We start from the raw sequence: 20,787 nt of genomic DNA, 5'->3' as shown, positions 1-20,787 counted from the left end.
GGTCACGAAGTCTATGTCCCGCCCCTCAGAGATCGAAATTGACCATTCGATACATGATGAAATCGCCCAGCAGCGCCCAAAGCCCAAAGATCAGAAACACCGGCAGAATGAGCGGACTGCCCCACACATCGCCGTAGAATGTCGGAGCGACGACATAGAGGATGCCGAACATCAGCACTGGAAACAGCGAGATGATCCAGGCCGACACACGGCCCTCGGCTGAAAGCGCCCTTATCTTCAGCCGCATCTTGCGCCGTTCGCGCAGCACGGATGACAGGTTGGACAGGATCTCGGTGAGGTTGCCGCCAGTCTTGGATTGGATCGAGAGCGATACCGACAGAAGGTGAAGTCCCTCGAATCCCACCCTCTCCGACAGCTTTCGAACCGCCTGTTCGAGACTGAGGCCGAATGTGATTTCATCGGACACGATGCCGAATTCAGTTCCTAGCGGATCCGGCATTTCACGGGCGACCAGCCCGATCGCCACGGTGGTCGGGTGGCCGGCGCGTAGCGAGCGAACGATCATGTCGAGCGCATCCGACAGTTGCGTGGCGAATTTCTGGATACGCTTGTTTCGGGCGCGCCGTAGAACGAGAATCGGCAGCGCGAATCCGACAAGCAAAAAAGCAATAACCGCGACCGGAACGGAAAAACCCAGAAGCAAAGTCAGCACAAGTGCCAGCGAGAGGCCCGCAAACAGGAACACGGCCGCGAAAGCCAGTGGGTTACCGGTGATGCCGGACTGGGTGTAGAGCCGGTTCAGCCCTATCGCGCCGAAGCTGAAATCGCCGGAACCTGTCAGGCCGCGCTCTTGCAGCAGTCCCTGCAAACTCTGTTCAGCAGTCGATTCTTCTCCCAGCCGCTTGAGCCGCCGATTGATCGCGCCCGCACGCGCTCGTCTTCCGGCGAAGGACAGATAGAAGGATTCGCCGGCAAGGATGACCGACGCCGCCGCCAGCACGTAAATGAAGTAGAGCAAGGTCTGCCCGGTCAGCATCAGAGTGGAACCTGCGGGTTGAAGGCATCCTTGGCGAACTGATGGCCGAGTGTCGCCGCTTCCTGGGCAAAGCGCGGCCGAACACCGGTGGCGCGGAATTCGCCCACGATGCTGCCGTCCGCGCCCATGTCGCGCCGGACGAAATGGTAGATTTCCTGGAGCTGGACGACATTGCCCTCCATGCCGGTGATTTCCGATATGGACGTCACGCGCCGGCCGCCGTCGGAAAGACGTTGCGTCTGCACGATGATATCGATGGCCGACGCGATCTGCGCCCGAATCGAGTCATGGCTCATCGGCATGCCGGCCATGCCGACCATCTGCTCGAGCCGCGAGATGGCGTCGCGCGGCGTGTTGGCATGGATGGTGGTCATCGAGCCTTCGTGACCGGTGTTCATCGCCTGCAGCATGTCGAAGGCTTCCTCGCCGCGTACCTCGCCGACGATGATGCGGTCGGGCCGCATGCGAAGCGCGTTTTTCAGCAGTTCGCGCTGGCGGACTTCGCCTTTGCCCTCGACATTGGGCGGCCGCGTCTCGAGCCGGCCGACATGCGGCTGCTGCAACTGTAACTCCGCCGCATCCTCGATGGTGATCAAGCGCTCCCTGGACGGGATGTAGCTTGACAGGGCGTTGAGCAAAGTCGTCTTGCCGCTGCCGGTGCCGCCGGAGACCAGTATCGACTTGCGCGCCTGCACGGCGATGCGCAGCAGCTCGATCATCGGCTGGCGGATTGAATTGAGCGCCATCAACCGTTCGAGCGAATATGGATTCTTGGAAAATTTGCGGATCGACACCAGCGGGCCGTCGACCGAGACCGGCCGCACCGCAATATTGACACGAGACCCGTCTTCCAGGCGGGCATCGACCATCGGCGCCGACTCGTCGACGCGCCTGCCGATCGCCGAAACGATCTTGCCGATGACGCGCAGCAGATGCGCCTCGTCGCGAAACCGGATCGCGGTCTCCTCGATTACACCGCGCCGTTCGATGAAGACGCGGTCGTGGGTGTTGATCAGGATGTCGGAAATCGAATCGTCCTTCAGCAGCGGCTCAATCGGCCCCAGCCCCAGCATCTCGTCGGCAGTGTCGCTGGTCAGCTGATCGAGTTCGCGTGCGTTGAGCGGCACGCTTCTGTTTCGAACGAACTCACGAACGATCGGGCGGATCTCATTCAGGATCTCATCCTTGGAGGCATTTTCAAGAGTGGCGAGGTTGAACCGATCGATAAGGTGGCGATGGAGTTCGACCTTGAGCGTCAGAAAATCGTCGCCATGCGATTCGATATCAGCGGCTGGCGAAAGGGACGGAGTGACAGGCAGCACCGCCGCCGACTCGGCCTTTGTCGCCGCCTGCTGTTCGCCTGCCCCCCTGATGAATCGCCCCAGCATAATCGCCTATATTCCCCTCAGACGCATATTAGCGGAAACTAAACGTTAACCACCGCCGGCACAAGCGCCAGGATGGCCTGCGAACAGCCAATACTTTCAACATAGTTAAAGTCATCGACCCGGCATTCATTTGTTTATTTGATGCGGCTCGCGACATGCGGCCATTCGATTCGCGCCCCTTCCATGCCCGAACGTCCCCTCCACCCGGACTCATCGCAGTACGCCTCTTAAACCCTTAGATATAAAGGAATATGCGGCATAGCTAATTCTTCTATAATCCCGCCGCATGCAGGGCGGAATTGTGAACGAATGGTTAAGAACGATTGAAAAATGATATGAATCAATCTCTTGCTAAGATTTTTATCCGCTGTCTTCTTGTCAAATCAGGTATATGAAAGTTAAGGGACCCTTAATCCCGTTTGACTCTGCTTTTTTGCGCGACCTAGGATCAACGTGACGGGGGATGCTGGGTATGGGGTACATCCTTGGCTCTGTCTCGTCGGGTTCAACTCCAAAAGGAGAAATTGACATGAAGAAACTCATGACGATGACCCGGCAGTTCCGCGACGATGAGAACGGCGCTGCCATGGTCGAATACACGATCCTGCTCGGCATCATCACCGTGGCAGTGATCGGAACCATCGTGACGGTCGGCACATGGGTCGGCAACAAGTGGACAGTCTTGAATTCCACGATCAACGGCCACTGATCTGAAGTCGGTTCAGACCGAAGAAACCAAAGAAGAGGAAGTTTTCGTGAAAGAGCTCATGACGATGACCCGGCAGTTCCGCGACGATGAGAACGGCGCTGCCATGGTCGAATACACGATCCTGCTCGGCATCATTACCGTGGCAGTGATCGGAACCATCGTAACGGTCGGCGGGTGGGTCAACACCAAGTGGACGGCCCTGAACGCTAACCTTACAGGCCACTGAATCTGAGAATCCGCAAAGGACCCAGGCTCATGTGGCTTGGGCCCTTTGCAAGAGAAAGTCAGGACGGATTGGTTCCTGCTCTTCTCATCCGGTTCAGACCGAACAAGAGGAAGTTTCCGTGAAAAAGCTCATGACGGTGACCCGGCAGTTCCGCGACGACGAAAACGGCGCTGCCATGGTCGAATACACGATCCTGCTCGGCATCATCACCGTGGCAGTGATCGCAACGATTGTGACGGTCGGCGGATGGGTCAACACCAAGTGGACGGCCCTGAACGCTAACCTTACCGCCGCCAATTGACGGTCGATACCCAGGCCTGAGCCCTGCGCCCAGGCCTGGATCTTTCCAGTGCAATAGCGGCCGAGGGCGGGAACCATGCGCGCTAATACTGTAATCATGATCGTTCTTGCCGGCGTGTTCGGCGTGCTGGCTGTGGTGCTCGCCAATATCTGGCTGGCAAACCAGCGTAGCGCGATGGCGCAGACAAATGACGTTCAGCGCGACACGGTTGTCGTGGCCGCCGTGGCACTCAAGTTCGGCGATACGCTGTCCGCCGACAAATTGCGTGAGGTCGCGTGGCCGTCTGGCGCGGTTCCGGCGGGCGCCTTCAAGACCGCGGAAGAACTCCTGACGAAGGACGTTCCGGCCGGCGGAGGCCCCAAGCAGGCATTGCAGGCGATCGGCGTCAACGAACCCGTGCTCGCCAGCAAGATCACGGGTCCGGGCCAGCGCGCCACGCTTTCGGCTGTGCTCGGCGAGGGCATGAAGGCCGTTTCCATCCGCGTCAATGACGTGCTCGGCGTCGCCGGATTCGTCTTTCCGGGCGACCGCGTCGACGTGTTGCTGACGCGAACCGTGCGCGGCAATGATGGCGCGGACCAGAGTTTTGTCGACGTGCTGCTGCAAAGCATGAAGGTGCTCGCCGTCGACCAGGTTGCTGATGCGAGCAAGGACAGCCCGACTGTCGTCAAATCGGTGACGCTCGAGGCCAGCACCAAGGATGCGCAGAAGCTGACGCTGGCGGCAGGCGCCGGCCAATTGTCGCTGGCGCTGCGCCAGGCCGCGGCCAGCAAGGGCGAGACCACCGAACGCGTGACGCTTTCCGACCTGACCGGCGAAACGCCGGCTGACGTCGCCGTAAGGCAGGCTGAGCTCAACAAGAAGGCCGCGGCGGAAGCGGAGGCCGCGGCTGAACGCAAGCGCGCGGACGACAAGATCGCCGGCCTTGCGCAGGCGGTGGAGCGAGTCGGCAGCCAGATCGACCAGTTGAGCAAGGTGAAGCCCGCTCCGGCCGTGGTGTCGGCGCCGGAAGTCCACGAAGTCGTCAAGGAAGTCGTCAAGTACGTGCAGCCAGAACCGCCGGCGCGCGCGACTGTCGGCGTCTTCCGAGGTGTGAAGCTCGAAACATATGACGTGCCGCGGCAGCCATAACAAAGGCGCCGCGACCAGGTTGGCGCCGCCACCAGCGGCGATTGGGGAGACGGGGATGCAAGGGTCTTGGGTGAGGATGGGGGCGGCCGCGTTGTCGGCTCTGGCTGCACTGTTGCTATCGAGCCTTACGGCCGATGCGGCCGACCGCTTCATCGACGTGTCGAGCCCCAGCGTCCACCGTGTTTTCCTGCCGATGTCGCAATCGGTGACTTTGCAGGTGAATGCCAATCTGGGCGATATCGTCGTTGGCGACGAGAAGATCGCCGATGCCCAGCCGATGACCGATCGCACGCTCTATGTCATCGGCAAGGGCGCCGGCACCACCACGGTCAATCTGTTCTCGACCGACAAGCGCTCGCTCGGTGTCATCCAGATCGAGGTCGGCGTCGACGTCGGCGACATGGCGCAAGCCATCAGGCAGGTGGCGCCCAAGTCGCGCATCGAGATCGGCTCGGTCAATGGCAGGGTCAGGCTTGCCGGCCACGTCAAGGACGGCGCCACGCTGGCGGCGATCATGGAAGTCGCGCAGCAATATGGTCCTGACGCCATCATCAACTCGGTGATCGTCGACGACAGCCAGCAGGTCAATCTGGAAGTGCGCGTGCTGGAAGCCAAGCGCAACTCAGGCCGCGACCTCGGGGTGTCGATCAAGAGCACGAATAGCAGCGGCACGACCAAAGTCGGTACGGGCATTGCCGCGGTCGATGAAAACAAGGAGGTGCTCGGCTCGGGAGCTCTGCTCAGCGATCTCCTGTCCACCTCCACGCCCTTCGGAGCGCTGCTCACTCGCGTCATCGACAGCAATATCAAGGTCGATTTGTATATCGAGGCGCTGGAGGCCAAGGGCGCGGTGCGCACGCTTGCCAATCCCAATCTCACCACGCTTTCCGGCGAGCAGGCAAGCTTCAACGCCGGTGGTGAAGTCCCTATCCGAACTCTCGACAAGGATGGCCAGATAAGCATCGTCTACAAGCAATTCGGCGTTAATCTTCTGTTCACGCCGGTCGTACTCGACGATGGCAAGATCCACATGAACCTGGCGCCGGAAGTCAGCGACCTGAACGGCTTCACCACCGCCGGCGACCCGATCTTCACCAACCGCAAACTGTCCACCGTCGTCGAATTGCGCGACGGCCAGAGCTTCGCGGTCGGCGGGCTTTTGTCCAGCAAGACCACCAAGCTGCAGAACCAGGTGCCGTGGCTTGGCCAGGTGCCTGTCATCGGGACGCTGTTCCGCAATTCGAGCAGCCAGAAGGAAGAGACCGAACTGGTGGTCATCGTCACGCCGCACATCGTGCGGCCGGTGAAGCCCGGCGAGCAGCTGGCGACGCCATTCGACAAGACGCGGCCGGCCAACGATCCGGAATTCTTCGTCCTTGGCCAGCTCGAGGTGAACAAGGACATGATCCGAAAATATGAGACCGGCGACGGCGTCACCGGCCCCTATGGGCACATGCTCGACTTCAAATCGAAGGACAAGATGCTCTATGTCAAGAAATAGGATCTTGATCCCCATCCTGTGCGCCAGCGCATTGTCAGGCTGCGCCGCGGACTATCTGAACCACTACGATTCAGTGACTTTGGCGGCCGGCGACACGCAGAGATACAACTCGCTGCTGCAGACGGTCGATCCGTTCAATCCGGCATCCAGGAATACACGCATCGAAGGCGACGGTGCGCGCGCGGCCGCCGTGGCCCACAACTACAAATTTCCACCACCCCCGCCGCCACCACCGGCCATCACGGTCAATGTCGGCGCGACGGGTGTGACTACGGGGCAGTGAACAGAACGGAAGGACGCGGTTTCAGCGCGCCGGGCCATACGAGGGATCCTGGCGTCAGGGGAGCAAGGGGCAAGGGCCATGCTGCGGACCATTCGCGCATTCTGGCGCGACCAGAGGGGAATAGCGCTGATCCTCGTCAGCATTACGCTGCCGGCGATCATCGGCTTTTCGCTGCTGGCGATCGACATGAGCCGGGTGAACAACCTGCACAATGATTTGCAGAAGGCGGCGGACGCCTTCGCCTTGGCTGGAGCCGCCGAGCTTGATGGCTTGCCCGGTTCATGGGCCAGGGCCGAACGCGCCATGGCGACGCTGGTTGCCAACGATGCCACTTTCTCAACCGTTGGCTCTACCGGCCGGTTCACCCTGACGTCCGGGCAACCGGGCGGCACCGCACAATGCAACAGCGCCGGCAACATTTCGTGGTGTTTCCTGAAGACCATACCCGCATCGGACGGAGCTCTGGTCACCAGCGCAAACTATGCCAATGCAACGCAATCCGTCGGCGAGGATGAAACCGCATTCATTGAAGTGAAGGTCACGCCAACCGGTTTCGCCGCGATATTTCCAGCGTCGTTTCTGACGGGCAATTCGGCCAGCAATAGCATGAGCATAGCTGCCCGGGCGACTGCCGGGTTCACGTCGGGCGTCTGCGATTACACGCCTGTTTTCATGTGCAACCCGTATGAGGACACAACCATCACCGGCGGCGTTACGCTGGAACAGGCGGCACAAACCAGGCAATATCGTCGCCGACAAATCGTGCTGCGCGGAGACGGATCCTACTTTCCCGGCAACTTCGCTTTCCTGGCTTCTCCGTTCGGCAACGGTGCCAACCAGCTCGAGAAAATGCTCGCCGACTCCAAACCGCAGAATTGTTATTCGCGCGACGGCGTCACCACCGAGCCGGGGCAGAACGCTGGCCCTGTCGAGAACGGCATCAACTCGCGCTTCGGCATCGATTCGTCCAACTACTCGGACGGACCCGCGGTCAATGTGCGCAAGGGCGCCAAAAACGGCAGCCAGTTCGTCAAGAGTAACAAGGTCGACTATGAAACAGACCCGACAAAGGGTGTTGGGCTTGAGCGCGATTCCTGCCAGATCGCCGGCAACTGCACCATGATGGGCGGCCGCATGGGCGCCGGTGACTGGAATTTCGCGCGCTACTGGGCCGCCAATCATCCCACACGTGCCGTGCCACCGGCTCTGTCAGGAACCGGCGTCAATCTCCCGACGCGTTATGAAGTCTATCGCTACGAGATCGACAACAATATCTATCAGGACCCTGCCGTCGGTGGCGAGACAGGCATTCCGCCTGGGGGAGCCGGCACCCCGATCTCGATCCCAGATCGCCGGTTGCTTTACGGCGCAATCCTCGACTGCAATGCGCTCCAGGCTTCGGGCACGAATTTCAGCGGCCGCCAGACGGGCATCCCGGTCAGGAGGTTCGGCAGTTTCTTCATTACCGAGCCCATCAAGGACGGGAAGAATATCTATGTCGAGCTGGTAGACATCACCGGCAAGGGCGGCAATGGCACGCTCGACAACTACCTGCGCGATGAAGCGCAGCTCTATCGGTGATCGCGATGTTCCAGACGCTGTCCCGATATCTTGATCGATTTCGACACGACCAACGGGGCGCGGTGATTGTCGAGATGACACTGATCACGCCGCTGATGCTGATCTTGTCGGCCGGGGTGTTCGAGTTCGGCAATCTGATCCACGACAAGCTGCTGATGGAGGCTGGACTTACAGACGCCGCCCGCTATGCCGCGCGCTGCAACAGTCAATTGTATACCGACTCCGGGCTGGCGGCGATCAACTGTACCACCATTGCCGCGAACATCGCCGTCTACGGCAAGCCATCTGTAACGGTTGTTAACGGCGTCGTGACTGATACTGCACGGGTGAGTGGCTGGCAGACATCGAATGTCACCGTGACCACGAACAATTCCTGCCAGGACACCGTGGTGGGCGGCGTTACCCAATATCGCTCCACCACGGCACAAGTCTGCACCGTCCGCGCGTCCGGTACCTACCCATATACCGGTGTCGGGATGCTGTCGTTCATCGGCATCGGTCCGATAACGCTGCAGGGTTCCCACGACGAGCGGTTGATCCGGTTCTGACCATGATCCAGCGTTTCGCAAAATCGGAAGACGGGGCGGCGATGGTGGAAATGACCATCGTATCGTCGCTGCTGTTTGCGCTCGTATTGGGCTTCGTCGACTTCGGCTACGCCTTCTATCAATGGAACGCGGCCACCAAGGCGGTGCAGGTCGGTGCCCGGCTGGCTTCGATATCGGATGCGGTAGCAACCAACCTCGCGACTGCGGGCCCGATCTCTTCTCCCGGCGCCCCGATGGTTGCCGGCGCCTATGGTCCCTTCGTCTGCACCTACACCGCCGGCACGGGCGGCTGCAGCAACAGCGGCGGCTTCAGCGCCGCCAATTTCAGCCGCATCTTTCGTGGCGACACCACAAACACCAATGACGACGTCTGTCCCAATCTGGCTGCAAACCAGCGGCCGGGCATGTGCCACTTCTTCCCGGGCCTGCTGCGCAGCAACGTCGTCGTCACCTACACGGCCACTGGTTTGGGCTATCAGACCCGGCTAGGCGGTCCGGTGCCGACTATCACCGTCAACCTCCAGAATATCACCTTCCAGTTCTTTTTCCTGAAAGGACTGATGGGTTTCACCAACATCAACATGCCCTCCATGCTGAGCACGGTTACGGGCGAAGATTTGAAGAGCACCTGGCCATGAATGCCATCAACACCAAGGTTACACCGACCAAGCGAAAGCAGGTGGCGTTGTTTTCGTCCGATCCGGCTTTCAAGCGCGAGGTGGCGACGCGGCTTGATGCCCTGGCGATCTATGATGTCAGGATCTCCGAGACGGATGATTTTCTGAAAGGTCCGCCCGCCGATACGCGCCCCGGCATCGTCATCCTCGATCTAGCCAATGGCGGCCTGCTCGGCAGGTCAGGCATTGTCGAGGCGCGTGCGCTGTGGGCGTCGGTGCCGCTGATCGCGGTTTCCGATGAGCTGACGTCGGAACAGACGCGCGTGCTGGTGCGTATGAATGCTTCGGACTGGCTGCACAAGCCGCTCGACGGGAAGGAACTGCTCAACGCGGTGACTTTTCATGATACCGGCAACCAGGGAACCAAAAGCCGCATCATCACCTTCATCAGCGCCAGCGGTGGCGCCGGTGCCACGACGCTCGCTCTGTCGGCCGCCGAATTCCTGGCCTCGAAATCGACTGAGCGCGCGGCTTCGACCTGCCTGGTCGATCTCGATTTCCAGAGCGCCAATTGCGGCGCCTACCTCAATCTGTTCAACCAGTTCGATCTGGCGGGCATCATCGGCCAGCCGGAAAGGCTCGATGTCGAGCTGATGGATGTCATCAAGCTGTCGCGCCCGTCGGGTCTCACCCTCTACGCGTTCGAGAGGCCGCAGCTGCCGTTCGAGCCGCAAGGCAGCGATTTCGTCTTCCGGCTGCTCGACCTCGTCGCCTACCGTTTTGACGACATCGTCATCGACCTGCCCAATCTCGAAACGCCGTGGCACAATTCGGTGCTTTCGACGAGCGACGAGATCTTCATCGTCTTCGAACTCAACGTCGCTTCACTGCGGCAAGGCAAGCGGCTCTACAAGAAGATCCGCGAGCTGCGCGGCAATGCGGTCAGCATCACGCTCGTCGCCAACAAGCACAAGCGCAAATGGTTCGGGAACCATTTTTCGCGCAGTGAGCTCGAGAAGATCTTCAAGGCGCCGCACATCAAATCGGTGGCCCTGGACAACACCCTTCTGGCCGATGCCTTGAACCGGGCGATCCTGCCTTCCGAAGTGGATGGCCGGGCACGCTTCAACAAGGATCTGAAGAAGATGTTCAAAGAGCGGCTCGATGACGCTGCCCGGTAGACATGACGCCGCTGCGAGACTGATCGGCGCCTGCGTGCTCAGCCTGGTGCTGGCGCTGTCGGCCCAGGACTTCGCCCATGCGCGATCGGGGCTTTCGGATCGGCCGCCACTGCCGGCGATGGGCCCCAGCCTGCGCAAGGCGGTTGCTTTCGCAACCACGGAGCAGCCGGGAACGATCGTCATCCGCAAGAACGAGAAGGCGCTTTACCTGGTGACCCGTCAGGGCCAGGCGCTGCGCTACCAGATCAGCGTCGGACGTGACGGATTCGGCTGGACCGGTGTCGTGAAGGTCGGCGCGAAAACGGAATGGCCGCAGTGGCGCCCGCCCAGGGAAATGCGCGCCCGCCAGCCGGAACTGCCGGAACTGGTGCCTTCGGGCCCCTATAACCCGCTCGGCGCACGGGCGCTCTATCTGCTTCGGGACGGGCACGACACGCTCTATCGCATCCATGGCACCAACGATCCCTCTGGCGTGGGGTTCGACGGCACATCTGGATGCTTTCGCCTTACTAACACGGATGTGATCGATCTTTTCAAGCGGGTGCCAATAGGCACCAAGGTGGTGGTTCAATGACGACGATCAGCGACCCGCACGTGCCGACCGTGGCCGCCGAGCCCATCGAACCGCAACTGCTCGACAGGGATGCGAGCCGGTCGCGGCTGGCCGTCGTGGTCGGCGTCGGATTGACACTGTTTGCGGTGCTGAACGCGACCGCCGCCATCTACCTCTATCGCGGCATCACCGACCTGCGCGTCGTGGAGGGACGTCTGGAGGAGCTCGGCGCGTTCGAGCAGCGGATCGTTGCCCGGCTCGACACGGTCAACAACGGTTTTCAAAGCCGATTTGAAAGGCTGGACAGCCAGTTGCAGGGCAGTTTCAACGAAGTCAACGGCAACCTGGCCCGGCTGGAACAAAACCCTCCGTCAGCGCGCGACGACGGCAGCGCGGGCGCGGCGGAACCCGTCGTCGTCACCACCAGCACCGTGGCGGATGCATCCTCCAACACCAGCGATATCGCGGCCGAACCCGCCGCTGTCGATACGCCACGACCAGCCAAGCGCAAGAGCACCGCGCCCCCTGCCCCGAACCCCTCCTACCAGCGAACCGAAACGCCGGACGGCAAGGTCTATTATCGCAAGATCAATTGAGGCGGGATCCGAGAAGCTGCTGAGATATTGGCACTCTCTCGAACGCCGGTACGGCAGGCTAGATATCGCGTCCCAAAACCATGAGACGCAGGGCCGGTGACTCTCCGCGCAGCCGCGTTTCGCGAAGGAACGCGACATGGCAATACGCACAGGCCGCGAAGCCCAGAACAAGCACGAGACTGTTCTGCAAGGTAAAATCGACTTTCAGTGCGAATTGGAGGCCATTCGACAGCGGGAATGCCGCGACGGTGCTCGCTGTCTCCGAATGACTGCTGGAAGCGATCATCAGTCCGGCAAAGAGCAGGGCGACGTGGTTGGCCAGGAAGAAGGCGGCCGGCCGCCTCATGCGGCAAGCGCCCCAGCACACCGCCGCCGCGGCAACCAGGATGACGGCATCCAGGACCATCGAACCGCCCAGCCCAAGATCGACCTGTTGCCAGAACATCGCCGACAGTGGGTGCAGTTCAAGCCAGATCCGCCACATGGCAGGGCTGGCGGCATAGGCTCCGAGCAGCAGGGTCGCTATTCGCTCGCTTGCCAGAAGCATCAGGATGAAAGCCGGAAAAGCGAAGAGTAATATCGACTTGCGCTTCATTTTATCCTCGACAATCTGGCGTCAGCATAGATTGCAGAGATTGCGTGAAGCTTAATGCGGGGCGCGACTACGGCCTGCTTGAGGGCTCATCCCGGCGGCCAGTACTTCAGCATCGGTCCATTCGTACCGCCACGGCGTGATCTTGGCCGAGATGTCATCAAATTTTCCGCGACGGCCTTTCAGGTCATGCGGGCTTACGATTCTCCCGCATCGACCATTTGCGCCTTTCGGCTTTCCGCTCCTGGCGACAGTCAGGCACGCCCTGACGGGCCGGTTGTTGTGCCATTTTTGCTACATTTCACAACCTTATGGTCAGAATCCAATTTTTAGGGACTTCTAATTTAATATTCACTCACGTATCGCGTGAAATTGTTGGATAATCAGGCGATATAAGGCTTGGTTGTAGCGCTGGAAAAGAGCGCTGGGGAAACGTTGGGGCGGATTAGATGAACACGACAAGCATGTCGACCATTGGCAGGCGCCTTGGTCTTTTGATGACGGCTACGATGTTGACCTGCGGGAGTGCGAGTGCGCTTTCGCTCAAGGAAGCAGTGGCGGTCGCCGTCGAATCCAATCCCGAAATCGGCCAGGCCATAGAAAATCGCGAAGCAATCGAGTTCGAATTGCGTCAGGCCAAGGGGCTTTATCTTCCCAGCGTCGACCTGGAAGCGTCGGCTGGTGCTCGCCGTCTCGACAATTCCTCCCGACGCGTGCTCTCCATACAGGATGACGCGCTTTATCCGGCAGAAACCGATCTGACGGTATCGCAAACACTCTATGACAGCGGCGCGAGACGGGCCGAGTTGAACCGCCAGGCCTCGCGCGTCGACGGCGCGTCGTTTCGTGTCCTGGAGCGGTCTGAATTCATCGGCCTCTCGGTTGTCCAGGACTATCTCGAATACATGCTTCAGGCTTCGATCGTGGCCGAAGCAAAGAAGAACCTCGGCTTTCATCAAGCAATGCTGCACGACATCCAGGAAGGCATTGCCGGCGGCGGGTTGAACGAAGCCGACCGGCAGCAGGCCGAAGAGCGGCTGTTCGCGGCCAAGGCCCGCATGCAGGAGGCCTCGGAGGAGCTCGAGGCTTCGAGGATACGCTTCTACAAGACTGTCGGGAAACCGTTGACCAATGCGTCGCGGCCGGCCGATGTTTCCGGCGCGCTGCCAAGGTCCCTGGACGATGCGATCGGCCTTGCGCGGGAGAGCAATCCGCGCGTCCATATGGCCAACAGCGACATCGCCGCGGCGGCCTCGCTGGTGGACGCGGCCCGCGCGAAATACGGCCCCTCGATCGTCGCCGAAGGCGTCGCCCGGGCCGGCTATGACATCGACGGCGACAATGGCGACACATCGGACCTGCAGGCACGCCTGGTGCTGCGGTGGAACCTGTACCGGGGCGGCATCGACAAGGCCAACGAGCAGGAGCAGATCCGTCGCACCAGCGAGCAGCGCCTTGCGATGCATCAGGTGCTGCGGGAAATCGAAGAAGCCGTTCGCACCTCCTGGGATCGCCGCTTCCGGCAGGCCGACCTGGCAAAGACCCTGAAGCTGCAGGCCGCCTCCAACGAGAAGCTGGTTGCGTCCTATCGCGAGCAATTCAAGGTCGGGCAGCGCTCGTTGCTCGACGTGCTGGATGCACAGAACACGCGCTTCAACACGGCGACACTGGCGGACACCGCATCCTATGCCTCGCTCTTTGCCCAATATCGGCTTCTGGCGGCGACCGGGCAGTTGCTGAAGACCATGGACATCCGCCCGCCAAAGCAGGCCGCGGCCTACGCACGGACAGAGTTCGCTGCGCCGGAAACGGCCGACACGGAAACCTACGCGCGCACGCCGTCGGAACAGAAGAACGACCTGCCTTTCGATATCCTGGCGCCGGTCAGGAAAAAGTAAGCGGATGTAAGGGGCGATCGAAAGTCCCTGCGGGCGGATCGTGAACCAGCAACCCAACATCCTCTCCCCGAAGGAGGCGTTCAAGGCCTGCTTCTCGGCCATTGCCGGGTATCTCGGCAGACCGAGCGCGCACACGGTGCTGTTCGCCGGCGTGCCGCTGTCGGACACGCGTATCGACATCGATGCCATCCGGCATCTTGCCGAGCGCATCGGCCTTGAGATCACCGAATTCAGCCATCGTGACTTCCTTCGGGGGCGCATCGATCTTCCCGCCATTGTGTTTCGCGCCGGCCAATTGCCGGTTGCCCTGCTGGCCGAAACCGAGGACGGCGCGTTCACCACCGCTCCCCAGGAAGACGGCCGCGTAACCATCACCAGATCCGAGCTGGCCGCCACCTACATCAGTGGCGGCGTTTCCTTCTCGATAACCTATGCCAACGCAGCAGAAGGGATGAGCGTCGGTTCCGCGCCGAAGATCGAGCGGCGACACTGGCTGACGGGAACAATGGGCCCGTTCTGGCGCACTTATTCGAAGGTCGTCCTGTCGGCAGTATTCATCAACCTGCTGGCCATCGCCTCGCCGATCTTCACCATGAACGTCTACGACAGGATCCTGCCGAACAAGGCGATATCGACGCTCTGGGTTCTGTCGATCGGCATCGCCGCGGTCATCCTGTTCGACCTGCTTTTGAAGACCGCCAGGGCGTCCCTCATCGACTATGCCGGACGCAAGGCGGATCTGCGCATCTCATACATGCTGTTCGAGAAAGTGCTGAACTCATCCCTGTCGGCACGGCCGGGCTCGACGGGCGAATACGCAAATCGGGTGACGCAGTATGAGTTCGTGCGCGAATTCTTCACGTCGAACACCATCAGCGTTTTCATCGACACGGCCTTCGTGTTCGTCTTCCTCCTGGTCATCTATGCGATCGGCGGCTGGCTGGTCATCATACCGGCTCTTGCCTTCGTGGCTTCCGTGATCGTCGGGCTGGTCACGCAGCGGAGCATCGGGAAGCGCGTCGCGGCCTCCATGAACGAGGCCTCGCAACGGCAGGCCCTGCTGGTGGAATCCATCTCCACGCTGGAGACGATCAAGTCGCTGCGGGCCGAGGCGTATCTGTTGCGAAAATGGGGAGAGCATTCCAAGAACGCATCAAACACGTCCGAAAAGATCAAGCAGTTGTCGGCGGCGGCCGGCAATATAACGCAGGCCATCCAGCAGATGGTCACCGTCGCTCTGATCGTGGCCGGCGCCTACGCCTTTTCTGAAGGACACGTCTCCACCGGAGCCATCATCGGCACCGTGATGCTGGCCAGCCGGGCGGTGGCTCCCCTTGGCCAGATCGCCATCACCTTGTCCAGACTTCGCCAGGCCATGCTCTCCTTGCGCATGGTCAACTCGATCATGGAGCAGCCGGAGGATCGCCCGGACACGGTGGGTTTCGTCAACCGGCCCATTCGCAACGGCGCCATGGTGTTCAGGAATGTCGGCTTTGTCTATCCGGGCTCCGAAAACGAAGTCCTGACCGGCCTGAATTTTTCGGTAAGGCCAGGCGAGCGGATCGGCATCATCGGCCGCATAGGCTCGGGAAAGACAACCATGGGTCGGCTGATCGGCAGGCTCTTCCTGCCGACATCAGGTGAGCTGCTGCTGGACGGGATCGACATCCGCCAATATCACCCATCGGAGGTTCGCGCCGCGGTCGGGATCGTCGCGCAAGCCAACGATCTGTTTTCGGGCACCATCAAGGAGAACCTCCTGATGGCATGTCCGGAGGCAACCGACGAGCAGATTGTCGAGGCGGCCAAGGCTGCCGGCGTCGACGATTTCGTCTCCCGTCACCCGCGTGGCTACGACATGAATGTCGGCGAGCGCGGCACCAATCTCTCGGGCGGCCAGAGGCAGACGATGGCGATTGCCCGGCTGTTGCTGACCAAACCCAAAATCGTCTTCCTGGACGAGCCGTCGGGATCGATGGATCTGGCCTCCGAGCGGCAATTGATCAAGCAGCTCAAAGTGGCTTTCGACCGGAACACGACGCTGATCGTTTCGACGCACCGCTTCAGCATGCTCGAGCTGGCCGACCGGCTTATCGTCATCGAGCAAGGCAGGATCGTCGCCGACGGACCAAAGGACCAAGTGATACAGGCGCTGCAGAAAACGAACGCCTGAAAAACAAACTTATTTAACGTATTCAATGCGTTGGGGCATATGACATGCTTGCAAGGGAAGACCGGCCGCCGCTCTTCGCGTCGGCGTCCTTATTGATCGTGGGGGCACTGTTTGTGTCTTCCGTCGCCTGGGCGTCCTTTGCCGAGGTCGATGAGATCGCACGCGGCGAGGGCAAGGTCATACCGGCATCCAAAACCCAGATCATCCAGGCCAGCGAGCCGGGCGTTGTCCAGGAAATCGCCGTGAAGATCGGACAGGTCGTCAAGAAGAACGATCTCATCATTCGCCTCGACAACTCGCTCAACACGTCCAGCCTTGGCGAGCAACAGGCCAAGGCACGGGCACTTGAGACGCGCATTGCGCGGCTCAAGTTCGAACAGGGCGGCAATATCGAGGGCCAATTTCCCTGCCCTCCCGAAATCCAGAAGGTTGCCCCGGAAATCTGCGACAACGAGCAGAAGCTTCTCGTCGCGCGCCGGGACAATTTCCAGGTCAAGCTGTCCGTTCTCAAATCGCGGCTCGATCAGCGCGAGAATGAATTGGACGAAGCCAACGCCAATCTCGACCGCCTCACCAAGAACCTCGAAGTCAGCGACCGGGAAACAGCGCTGGTCGAATCCATGGTCAAGAAGGGGCTGATGGCGAGGACCGAGCAGATCCGCGTCGAGCGCGAGCAGACCGAACTGCATGGGCAGCTGAACCTCGCCGGTGAAACCATCAAGAAGGCCAAGGCGGCCATCACCGAAGCCCAGCTTCAAGTCAACGAGCTCGGCCTGCAGTTGCAACAGGAGGCGCTGAGCGACCTGACACAGGCGCTGGCCGACCTTTCGGTTGTCGACGAGACCATACGCGGGGCCACCGACAAGGTGGCGCGCACGGACATACGCTCCCCTGTCGACGGGATCGTCAACACGCTCGATGTCAACACGCTTGGTTCCTTCGTGCAGCCCGGCGCGGTCGTGGCCGGCATCGTTCCGACTTCAGAGACGCTGCTGGTCGAAGCGCGGGTTTCACCACGGGATGTTGCCTTCATCCGGCCGGACCAGGACGCGCTGATCAAGATAACCGCTTATGATTTCTCGATCTTCGGCGGCATCGAGGGCAAGGTCTCCAACATCACCGCCGACAGCCTGGTCGACCAGAAGACGGGCGAGCCCTACTATCAGGTACGCGTGGCAACAGAGAGGTCGACACTGACCCGGGATGGCAAGACCTATTCGATCATCCCCGGCATGATCTGTTCGGTCGACATCAAGACCGGACGCAAGACCATCCTCACCTATCTGCTGAAGCCGATCAACAAGGCCCGAGAGGAGGCAATGAGTGAGCGATAGCGCCCCCTCCCCTCTCGCTGGTCGCGAGCGGCTGCTTCCACCCATGGCGACAGAGGATTTCGGGCTGGAATTCCGGGTTGTGGCGCGTGGCGGTACACGACGCGGCATTCGTCTGGAGCGGGCTTTCTGGACCTCGCTGAAGCAGATGGCCGAAAGCCGCAAATGCACCATCGGCATGCTCATCGACGAGATCGCGGAGAGCCATACCAACACAGGAAACCTGACATCGGCAATTCGTGTGGCTTGCATGCGCGGATTGGCCGACGAAAACCAGACCTTGCGAAGGCTGGCGTCGATCAAGACGATCAGCGCCATTCTGGTCAGCTGCCCGTCACCGGCTTTCGCGCTGTCTTCGTCCAAGAAGATCCTGACCTTCAACGCGCCGTTCCAGCAACTGGTCAGACGTCAATTGCCGGTGGCGCCAAATGAAGATGCGCGCAACGACCTGAAGCTTGCTCTGGACCTCAATGTCGCGGACATATTCGCACGGCTCGACGCCAATGGCGAAACGCCGGTCGCCACCGGTTTCGTCATCGGCGCGGGTGATCGCCGCTACCGTGGGCAGTTGAACGCGGTGCGGGCGCCGGTGCTCGAGCCGGAGCTGCTGATGGCCTTCGTTTTCGGCGGCTGATGCATGTCGCCCGAAAATGTCACGCTCCGGGAAGACGACAGGCGCGAAACCAAAACCTGAAGCGCCTCGCACGGATCCATTTCGACCCGACGCACTTCAGGGCGAAGATGCACCGTATCGAGTACTTTGCCCTTCCCAGAGCGCTTACGGCTGCAGGCCTTCGCCGGGTGCGACCGTCGCAAGGCCGCCTTTGACATCGGCGACTTGGGCCGCGCCGGCCCTGGCGCCGTGGATCCACGCGCGGTCGGTGCTGAACGAGTACAACGGTACATAGTCGGGGAGATCACTGTCGCGCGAGACAACGTTGCTCAGGCTGTCCAGGATGAACACACCGCTGCCGGTGCTGACAGACAGCACGGCATGGAAGAAACCGCGCTTGCGGTCCTGCAGCACGACGAGCGACATGCTCTGCGCCGGGATGCCGGCGCGCAACAGCGCCGCCATCTTGAGAATGGCGAAATCCTCGCAATCACCCGCCCGCCGCTCAAGAACTTCCGAAGGCTTGGCCCAGTAGTCGAGCTTGCCGTAAACCACGCTGTCCTTCTTGTAGGCGATCGCGTGGTTTATGCTTGAGTTGATGAAGGACAGCTTGTCGATGAACCGCTTGTCCTTGGCAACATTGACGATCGCGGTGAAGATGCTGTTCTTGCCGTCGCAAGCGCTGCCCGTGGAACAGTCGACGATCGCCCTGTAGACCGGTGCCCAACGCGCGGAGACCGGGAAATTGTGCATGGACAGCGCAACCGATCCGAACACGCCGGGAATTATCGACGCCGTATGGATGGAATCGATCCCGACATTGCCCTGCATCGCCGAAGAGCTGTTTTCCCGGTCGATGGCGGCAGGCCCGTAGCTGCCGAAAACCGTGCCGATCCTGTAGGCCGAGGCGGGCTGCCAAGGCTGCGGCCGCAGCAGCGAAATACCACCGAGGGTGGGAGGCGTTTCGACCCTTGCCAGCAGCGAATCAACAGAACCGACGCTGCTCGGGAACGTACTCGCGGACGACGGCTGCGGCAGGCCCGTGATTCCGATTGCCAGCAGCAGCGCCTTGAGCCCGATTGCCCCCAGGGCAGATTTTTCTTTTTTCATAACGCCCACCTTTGACTGTGGACGCTATCAATCCCGTCTCAAATTATTGCAAAGGAAGGTGGATAAGTTTCCTGTACTTGATAAATCCCATTTTGTTTAAAATTTTATGCAAATTTATACTTGTGTTTACCAAGCAACCGAAGCCAACCCGCGCCAGACGGATCGCATGCCAGCCCATGTATATCAGGTTATATGTTTCAAGTTTACCACGCGTAAAAAATGCTGAAGCTCGCATATCCGAATATATGAAACAGATTGCAGGATAGTTGCAAAGTAGAAGGGGCCACTGTCTCTATCCGGGAAATGCCGGAGGGGTTTTGGCCATGACGAACAGTAACGATTTGGACACCGTCTCGAATTCCTGGGACGAGCACTCTGAACATAATGGCTTGCCGTCGCAGGCGCAGATTCAGGTCGCGGAAGCAGCCCCGGCGCAAAAGGCAGCTCCGGCTGCCACTGAGCCGGTTCCAGTCGACGTCGGCAACGGCACGCCCGTCAAACCGGAAGCACCCGCGGAGGCCAAGGCCCCGGTGGCAGCGGCCCCGCACGAATATGTGGCCGACACCAGCAATGTGGTGAAACTTCCAGCCAACGTCTCGATCGACAACATCAAGGTCGACGGCCACAATCTCGTGCTCGAACAGGCCGACGGTTCGGTGATCGTCATCAAGGACGGCGCCCTCAACGTGCCGACCTTCATCATAGGCGACGTCGAAGTGCCGCGCGTTGCCTTGATCGCGGCGCTGGAAGCAAGCCATGTCGATGTCGCCTTTGGCGCCGACGGGTCGATGTCGGCGGGTTCAGGGGGTTCGACCTCGAGCGCAGGCGGAGACTTCTCGGTTCCCCCAGGCGGTATCGGCGACGGGTTCGGCCTGTCGGCACTGTTGCCGCCGACGGATCTGGCGTTCGGCCAGCCGGACAACCGCGAGCTGTTCCCGTCTCTTCTCAAGCCCGATTCCACACCGTCGATCGGCAACCTGACGCCCGAGGCCGGTGGCGGCGACACCATCGTGTACGAAAAGGGCCTGACCTCGGCTCCCGACACCAGCGAGATCAATACCGGCACGTTCACCATCTCCTCCCCCGACGGTGTCGGCTCGCTGACGATCGCCGGCCAGGTGATTTCGGGTGCCGCGCTTGCCAACAGCGCATCGACGCCGGTCAGCATCACCACGCCGCTCGGCAGTACGCTGACCATCACCGGCTACGATGCCAGCACCGGCCAGGTGAGCTACAGCTACACGCTTGTCCACAGCGAGACCCATCCCGGCGCCGGCACCGATTCCATCTACGACAACATGACCGTGACGGTGACCGACACCGACGGCGACACCTCGGCTCCGGCCACGCTGTCAGTCCAGATCGTCGACGATGTGCCTGTTGCGCACAATGCGAATGCCGGCGCGCTGACCGAGGACGGTGCCACGACCACCGTCGGCGGCAATGTCACGACCGACT

21 protein-coding genes are annotated in these 20,787 nt (G+C 60.7%); 17 read left to right on the top strand and 4 right to left on the bottom strand.

Going from position 1 to position 20,787, the window contains the following annotated elements; all coding sequences use genetic code 11:
• Positions 1-25: 25 nt before the first annotated feature.
• Both FJ977_RS24690 and FJ977_RS24685 read right to left on the bottom strand, forming a co-directional pair.
• On the bottom strand, positions 26-997 hold the full coding sequence (locus tag FJ977_RS24690) for a type II secretion system F family protein (RefSeq protein ID WP_140774796.1): 972 nt from the start codon (positions 995-997) through the stop codon (positions 26-28).
• Positions 997-2,385: a CpaF family protein gene (locus tag FJ977_RS24685; RefSeq protein ID WP_140774795.1), complete on the bottom strand. Its 1,389-nt coding sequence runs from the start codon at positions 2,383-2,385 to the stop codon at positions 997-999. Before FJ977_RS24685 ends, FJ977_RS24690 begins: the two co-directional genes overlap by 1 nt.
• A 529-nt stretch (positions 2,386-2,914) precedes the next feature.
• Here FJ977_RS24685 and FJ977_RS24680 point away from each other — a divergent pair.
• The 12 genes from FJ977_RS24680 to FJ977_RS24625 all read left to right on the top strand — a co-directional run bounded on the left by FJ977_RS24680 (position 2,915) and on the right by FJ977_RS24625 (position 11,612).
• Positions 2,915-3,094, top strand: a complete 180-nt coding sequence (locus FJ977_RS24680; RefSeq protein WP_140774794.1) for a Flp family type IVb pilin — start codon at positions 2,915-2,917, stop codon at positions 3,092-3,094.
• Between the two features lie 46 nt (positions 3,095-3,140).
• A complete protein-coding gene (locus FJ977_RS24675; protein ID WP_140774793.1) occupies positions 3,141-3,320 on the top strand; it encodes a Flp family type IVb pilin in 180 nt (59 codons plus the stop codon).
• 118 nt (positions 3,321-3,438) lie between these two features.
• Positions 3,439-3,621 carry a Flp family type IVb pilin gene (locus FJ977_RS24670; RefSeq protein WP_140774792.1) on the top strand — a complete coding sequence of 61 codons (183 nt, stop codon included), beginning with the start codon at positions 3,439-3,441 and terminating at the stop codon, positions 3,619-3,621.
• 75 nt (positions 3,622-3,696) lie between these two features.
• Positions 3,697-4,752: a Flp pilus assembly protein CpaB gene (gene cpaB, locus FJ977_RS24665; protein ID WP_140774791.1), complete on the top strand. Its 1,056-nt coding sequence runs from the start codon at positions 3,697-3,699 to the stop codon at positions 4,750-4,752.
• A gap of 55 nt (positions 4,753-4,807) precedes the next feature.
• A complete protein-coding gene (locus FJ977_RS24660; protein WP_140774790.1) occupies positions 4,808-6,253 on the top strand; it encodes a type II and III secretion system protein family protein in 1,446 nt (481 codons plus the stop codon).
• Between the two features lie 4 nt (positions 6,254-6,257).
• Positions 6,258-6,536 (top strand): hypothetical protein, encoded by a 279-nt coding sequence (locus tag FJ977_RS24655; protein WP_246683326.1) that lies wholly within the window; start codon positions 6,258-6,260, stop codon positions 6,534-6,536.
• 78 nt (positions 6,537-6,614) lie between these two features.
• Positions 6,615-8,117: a pilus assembly protein TadG-related protein gene (locus FJ977_RS24650; RefSeq protein ID WP_140774788.1), complete on the top strand. Its 1,503-nt coding sequence runs from the start codon at positions 6,615-6,617 to the stop codon at positions 8,115-8,117.
• 5 nt (positions 8,118-8,122) lie between these two features.
• On the top strand, positions 8,123-8,665 hold the full coding sequence (locus tag FJ977_RS24645) for a TadE/TadG family type IV pilus assembly protein (RefSeq protein WP_246683325.1): 543 nt from the start codon (positions 8,123-8,125) through the stop codon (positions 8,663-8,665).
• Between the two features lie 2 nt (positions 8,666-8,667).
• The gene (locus FJ977_RS24640; RefSeq protein ID WP_140774786.1) at positions 8,668-9,303 is read left to right on the top strand and encodes a TadE/TadG family type IV pilus assembly protein; all 636 of its coding nucleotides are present in this window, start codon (positions 8,668-8,670) and stop codon (positions 9,301-9,303) included.
• Entirely contained in the window at positions 9,300-10,463 is a 1,164-nt protein-coding gene (locus tag FJ977_RS24635) for an AAA family ATPase (protein WP_140774785.1), read from the top strand. Before FJ977_RS24640 ends, FJ977_RS24635 begins: the two co-directional genes overlap by 4 nt.
• The gene (locus FJ977_RS24630) at positions 10,447-11,037 is read left to right on the top strand and encodes a L,D-transpeptidase (protein WP_140774784.1); all 591 of its coding nucleotides are present in this window, start codon (positions 10,447-10,449) and stop codon (positions 11,035-11,037) included. Before FJ977_RS24635 ends, FJ977_RS24630 begins: the two co-directional genes overlap by 17 nt.
• Positions 11,034-11,612 carry a hypothetical protein gene (locus FJ977_RS24625; protein ID WP_140774783.1) on the top strand — a complete coding sequence of 193 codons (579 nt, stop codon included), beginning with the start codon at positions 11,034-11,036 and terminating at the stop codon, positions 11,610-11,612. The genes FJ977_RS24630 and FJ977_RS24625 overlap by 4 nt, the downstream gene beginning before the upstream one ends.
• Before the next feature lie 58 nt (positions 11,613-11,670).
• On the opposite strand, the gene FJ977_RS24620 is transcribed toward FJ977_RS24625, so the two are convergent.
• Positions 11,671-12,207, bottom strand: a complete 537-nt coding sequence (locus tag FJ977_RS24620) for a hypothetical protein (RefSeq protein ID WP_140774782.1) — start codon at positions 12,205-12,207, stop codon at positions 11,671-11,673.
• A 446-nt stretch (positions 12,208-12,653) separates the two neighbouring features.
• Between FJ977_RS24620 and FJ977_RS24615 the strand changes: the two genes are divergently transcribed.
• The 4 genes from FJ977_RS24615 to FJ977_RS24600 are packed head-to-tail and all read left to right on the top strand — an operon-like array spanning position 12,654 to position 18,240.
• Positions 12,654-14,102, top strand: coding sequence for a TolC family protein (locus tag FJ977_RS24615; protein ID WP_140774781.1), 1,449 nt, complete (start codon positions 12,654-12,656; stop codon positions 14,100-14,102).
• A 40-nt stretch (positions 14,103-14,142) separates the two neighbouring features.
• Entirely contained in the window at positions 14,143-16,275 is a 2,133-nt protein-coding gene (locus FJ977_RS24610) for a type I secretion system permease/ATPase (protein ID WP_140774780.1), read from the top strand.
• Positions 16,276-16,319: 44 nt separating this feature from the next.
• A complete protein-coding gene (locus tag FJ977_RS24605) occupies positions 16,320-17,609 on the top strand; it encodes an HlyD family type I secretion periplasmic adaptor subunit (RefSeq protein ID WP_140774779.1) in 1,290 nt (429 codons plus the stop codon).
• Entirely contained in the window at positions 17,599-18,240 is a 642-nt protein-coding gene (locus FJ977_RS24600; RefSeq protein WP_181180054.1) for a ribbon-helix-helix domain-containing protein, read from the top strand. The genes FJ977_RS24605 and FJ977_RS24600 overlap by 11 nt, the downstream gene beginning before the upstream one ends.
• Positions 18,241-18,384: 144 nt before the next feature.
• Here FJ977_RS24600 and FJ977_RS24595 read toward each other — a convergent pair whose 3' ends face one another.
• Complete coding sequence (locus FJ977_RS24595) at positions 18,385-19,329, bottom strand: transglutaminase-like cysteine peptidase (protein ID WP_140775204.1); 945 nt, start codon at positions 19,327-19,329, stop codon at positions 18,385-18,387.
• 323 nt (positions 19,330-19,652) lie between these two features.
• On the opposite strand from FJ977_RS24595, the gene FJ977_RS24590 reads away from it, so the two are divergent.
• A partial coding sequence (locus tag FJ977_RS24590; RefSeq protein WP_210243862.1) for a hypothetical protein occupies positions 19,653-20,787 on the top strand: 1,135 nt, incomplete at its 3' end.

Origin of the sequence: Mesorhizobium sp. B2-1-3A, from assembly GCF_006442655.1 — a bacterium.
Classification (GTDB): domain Bacteria; phylum Pseudomonadota; class Alphaproteobacteria; order Rhizobiales; family Rhizobiaceae; genus Mesorhizobium.
The sequence above is the reverse complement of the archived record's forward strand: the minus strand, read 5'-3'. Positions and strand labels throughout refer to the sequence as shown.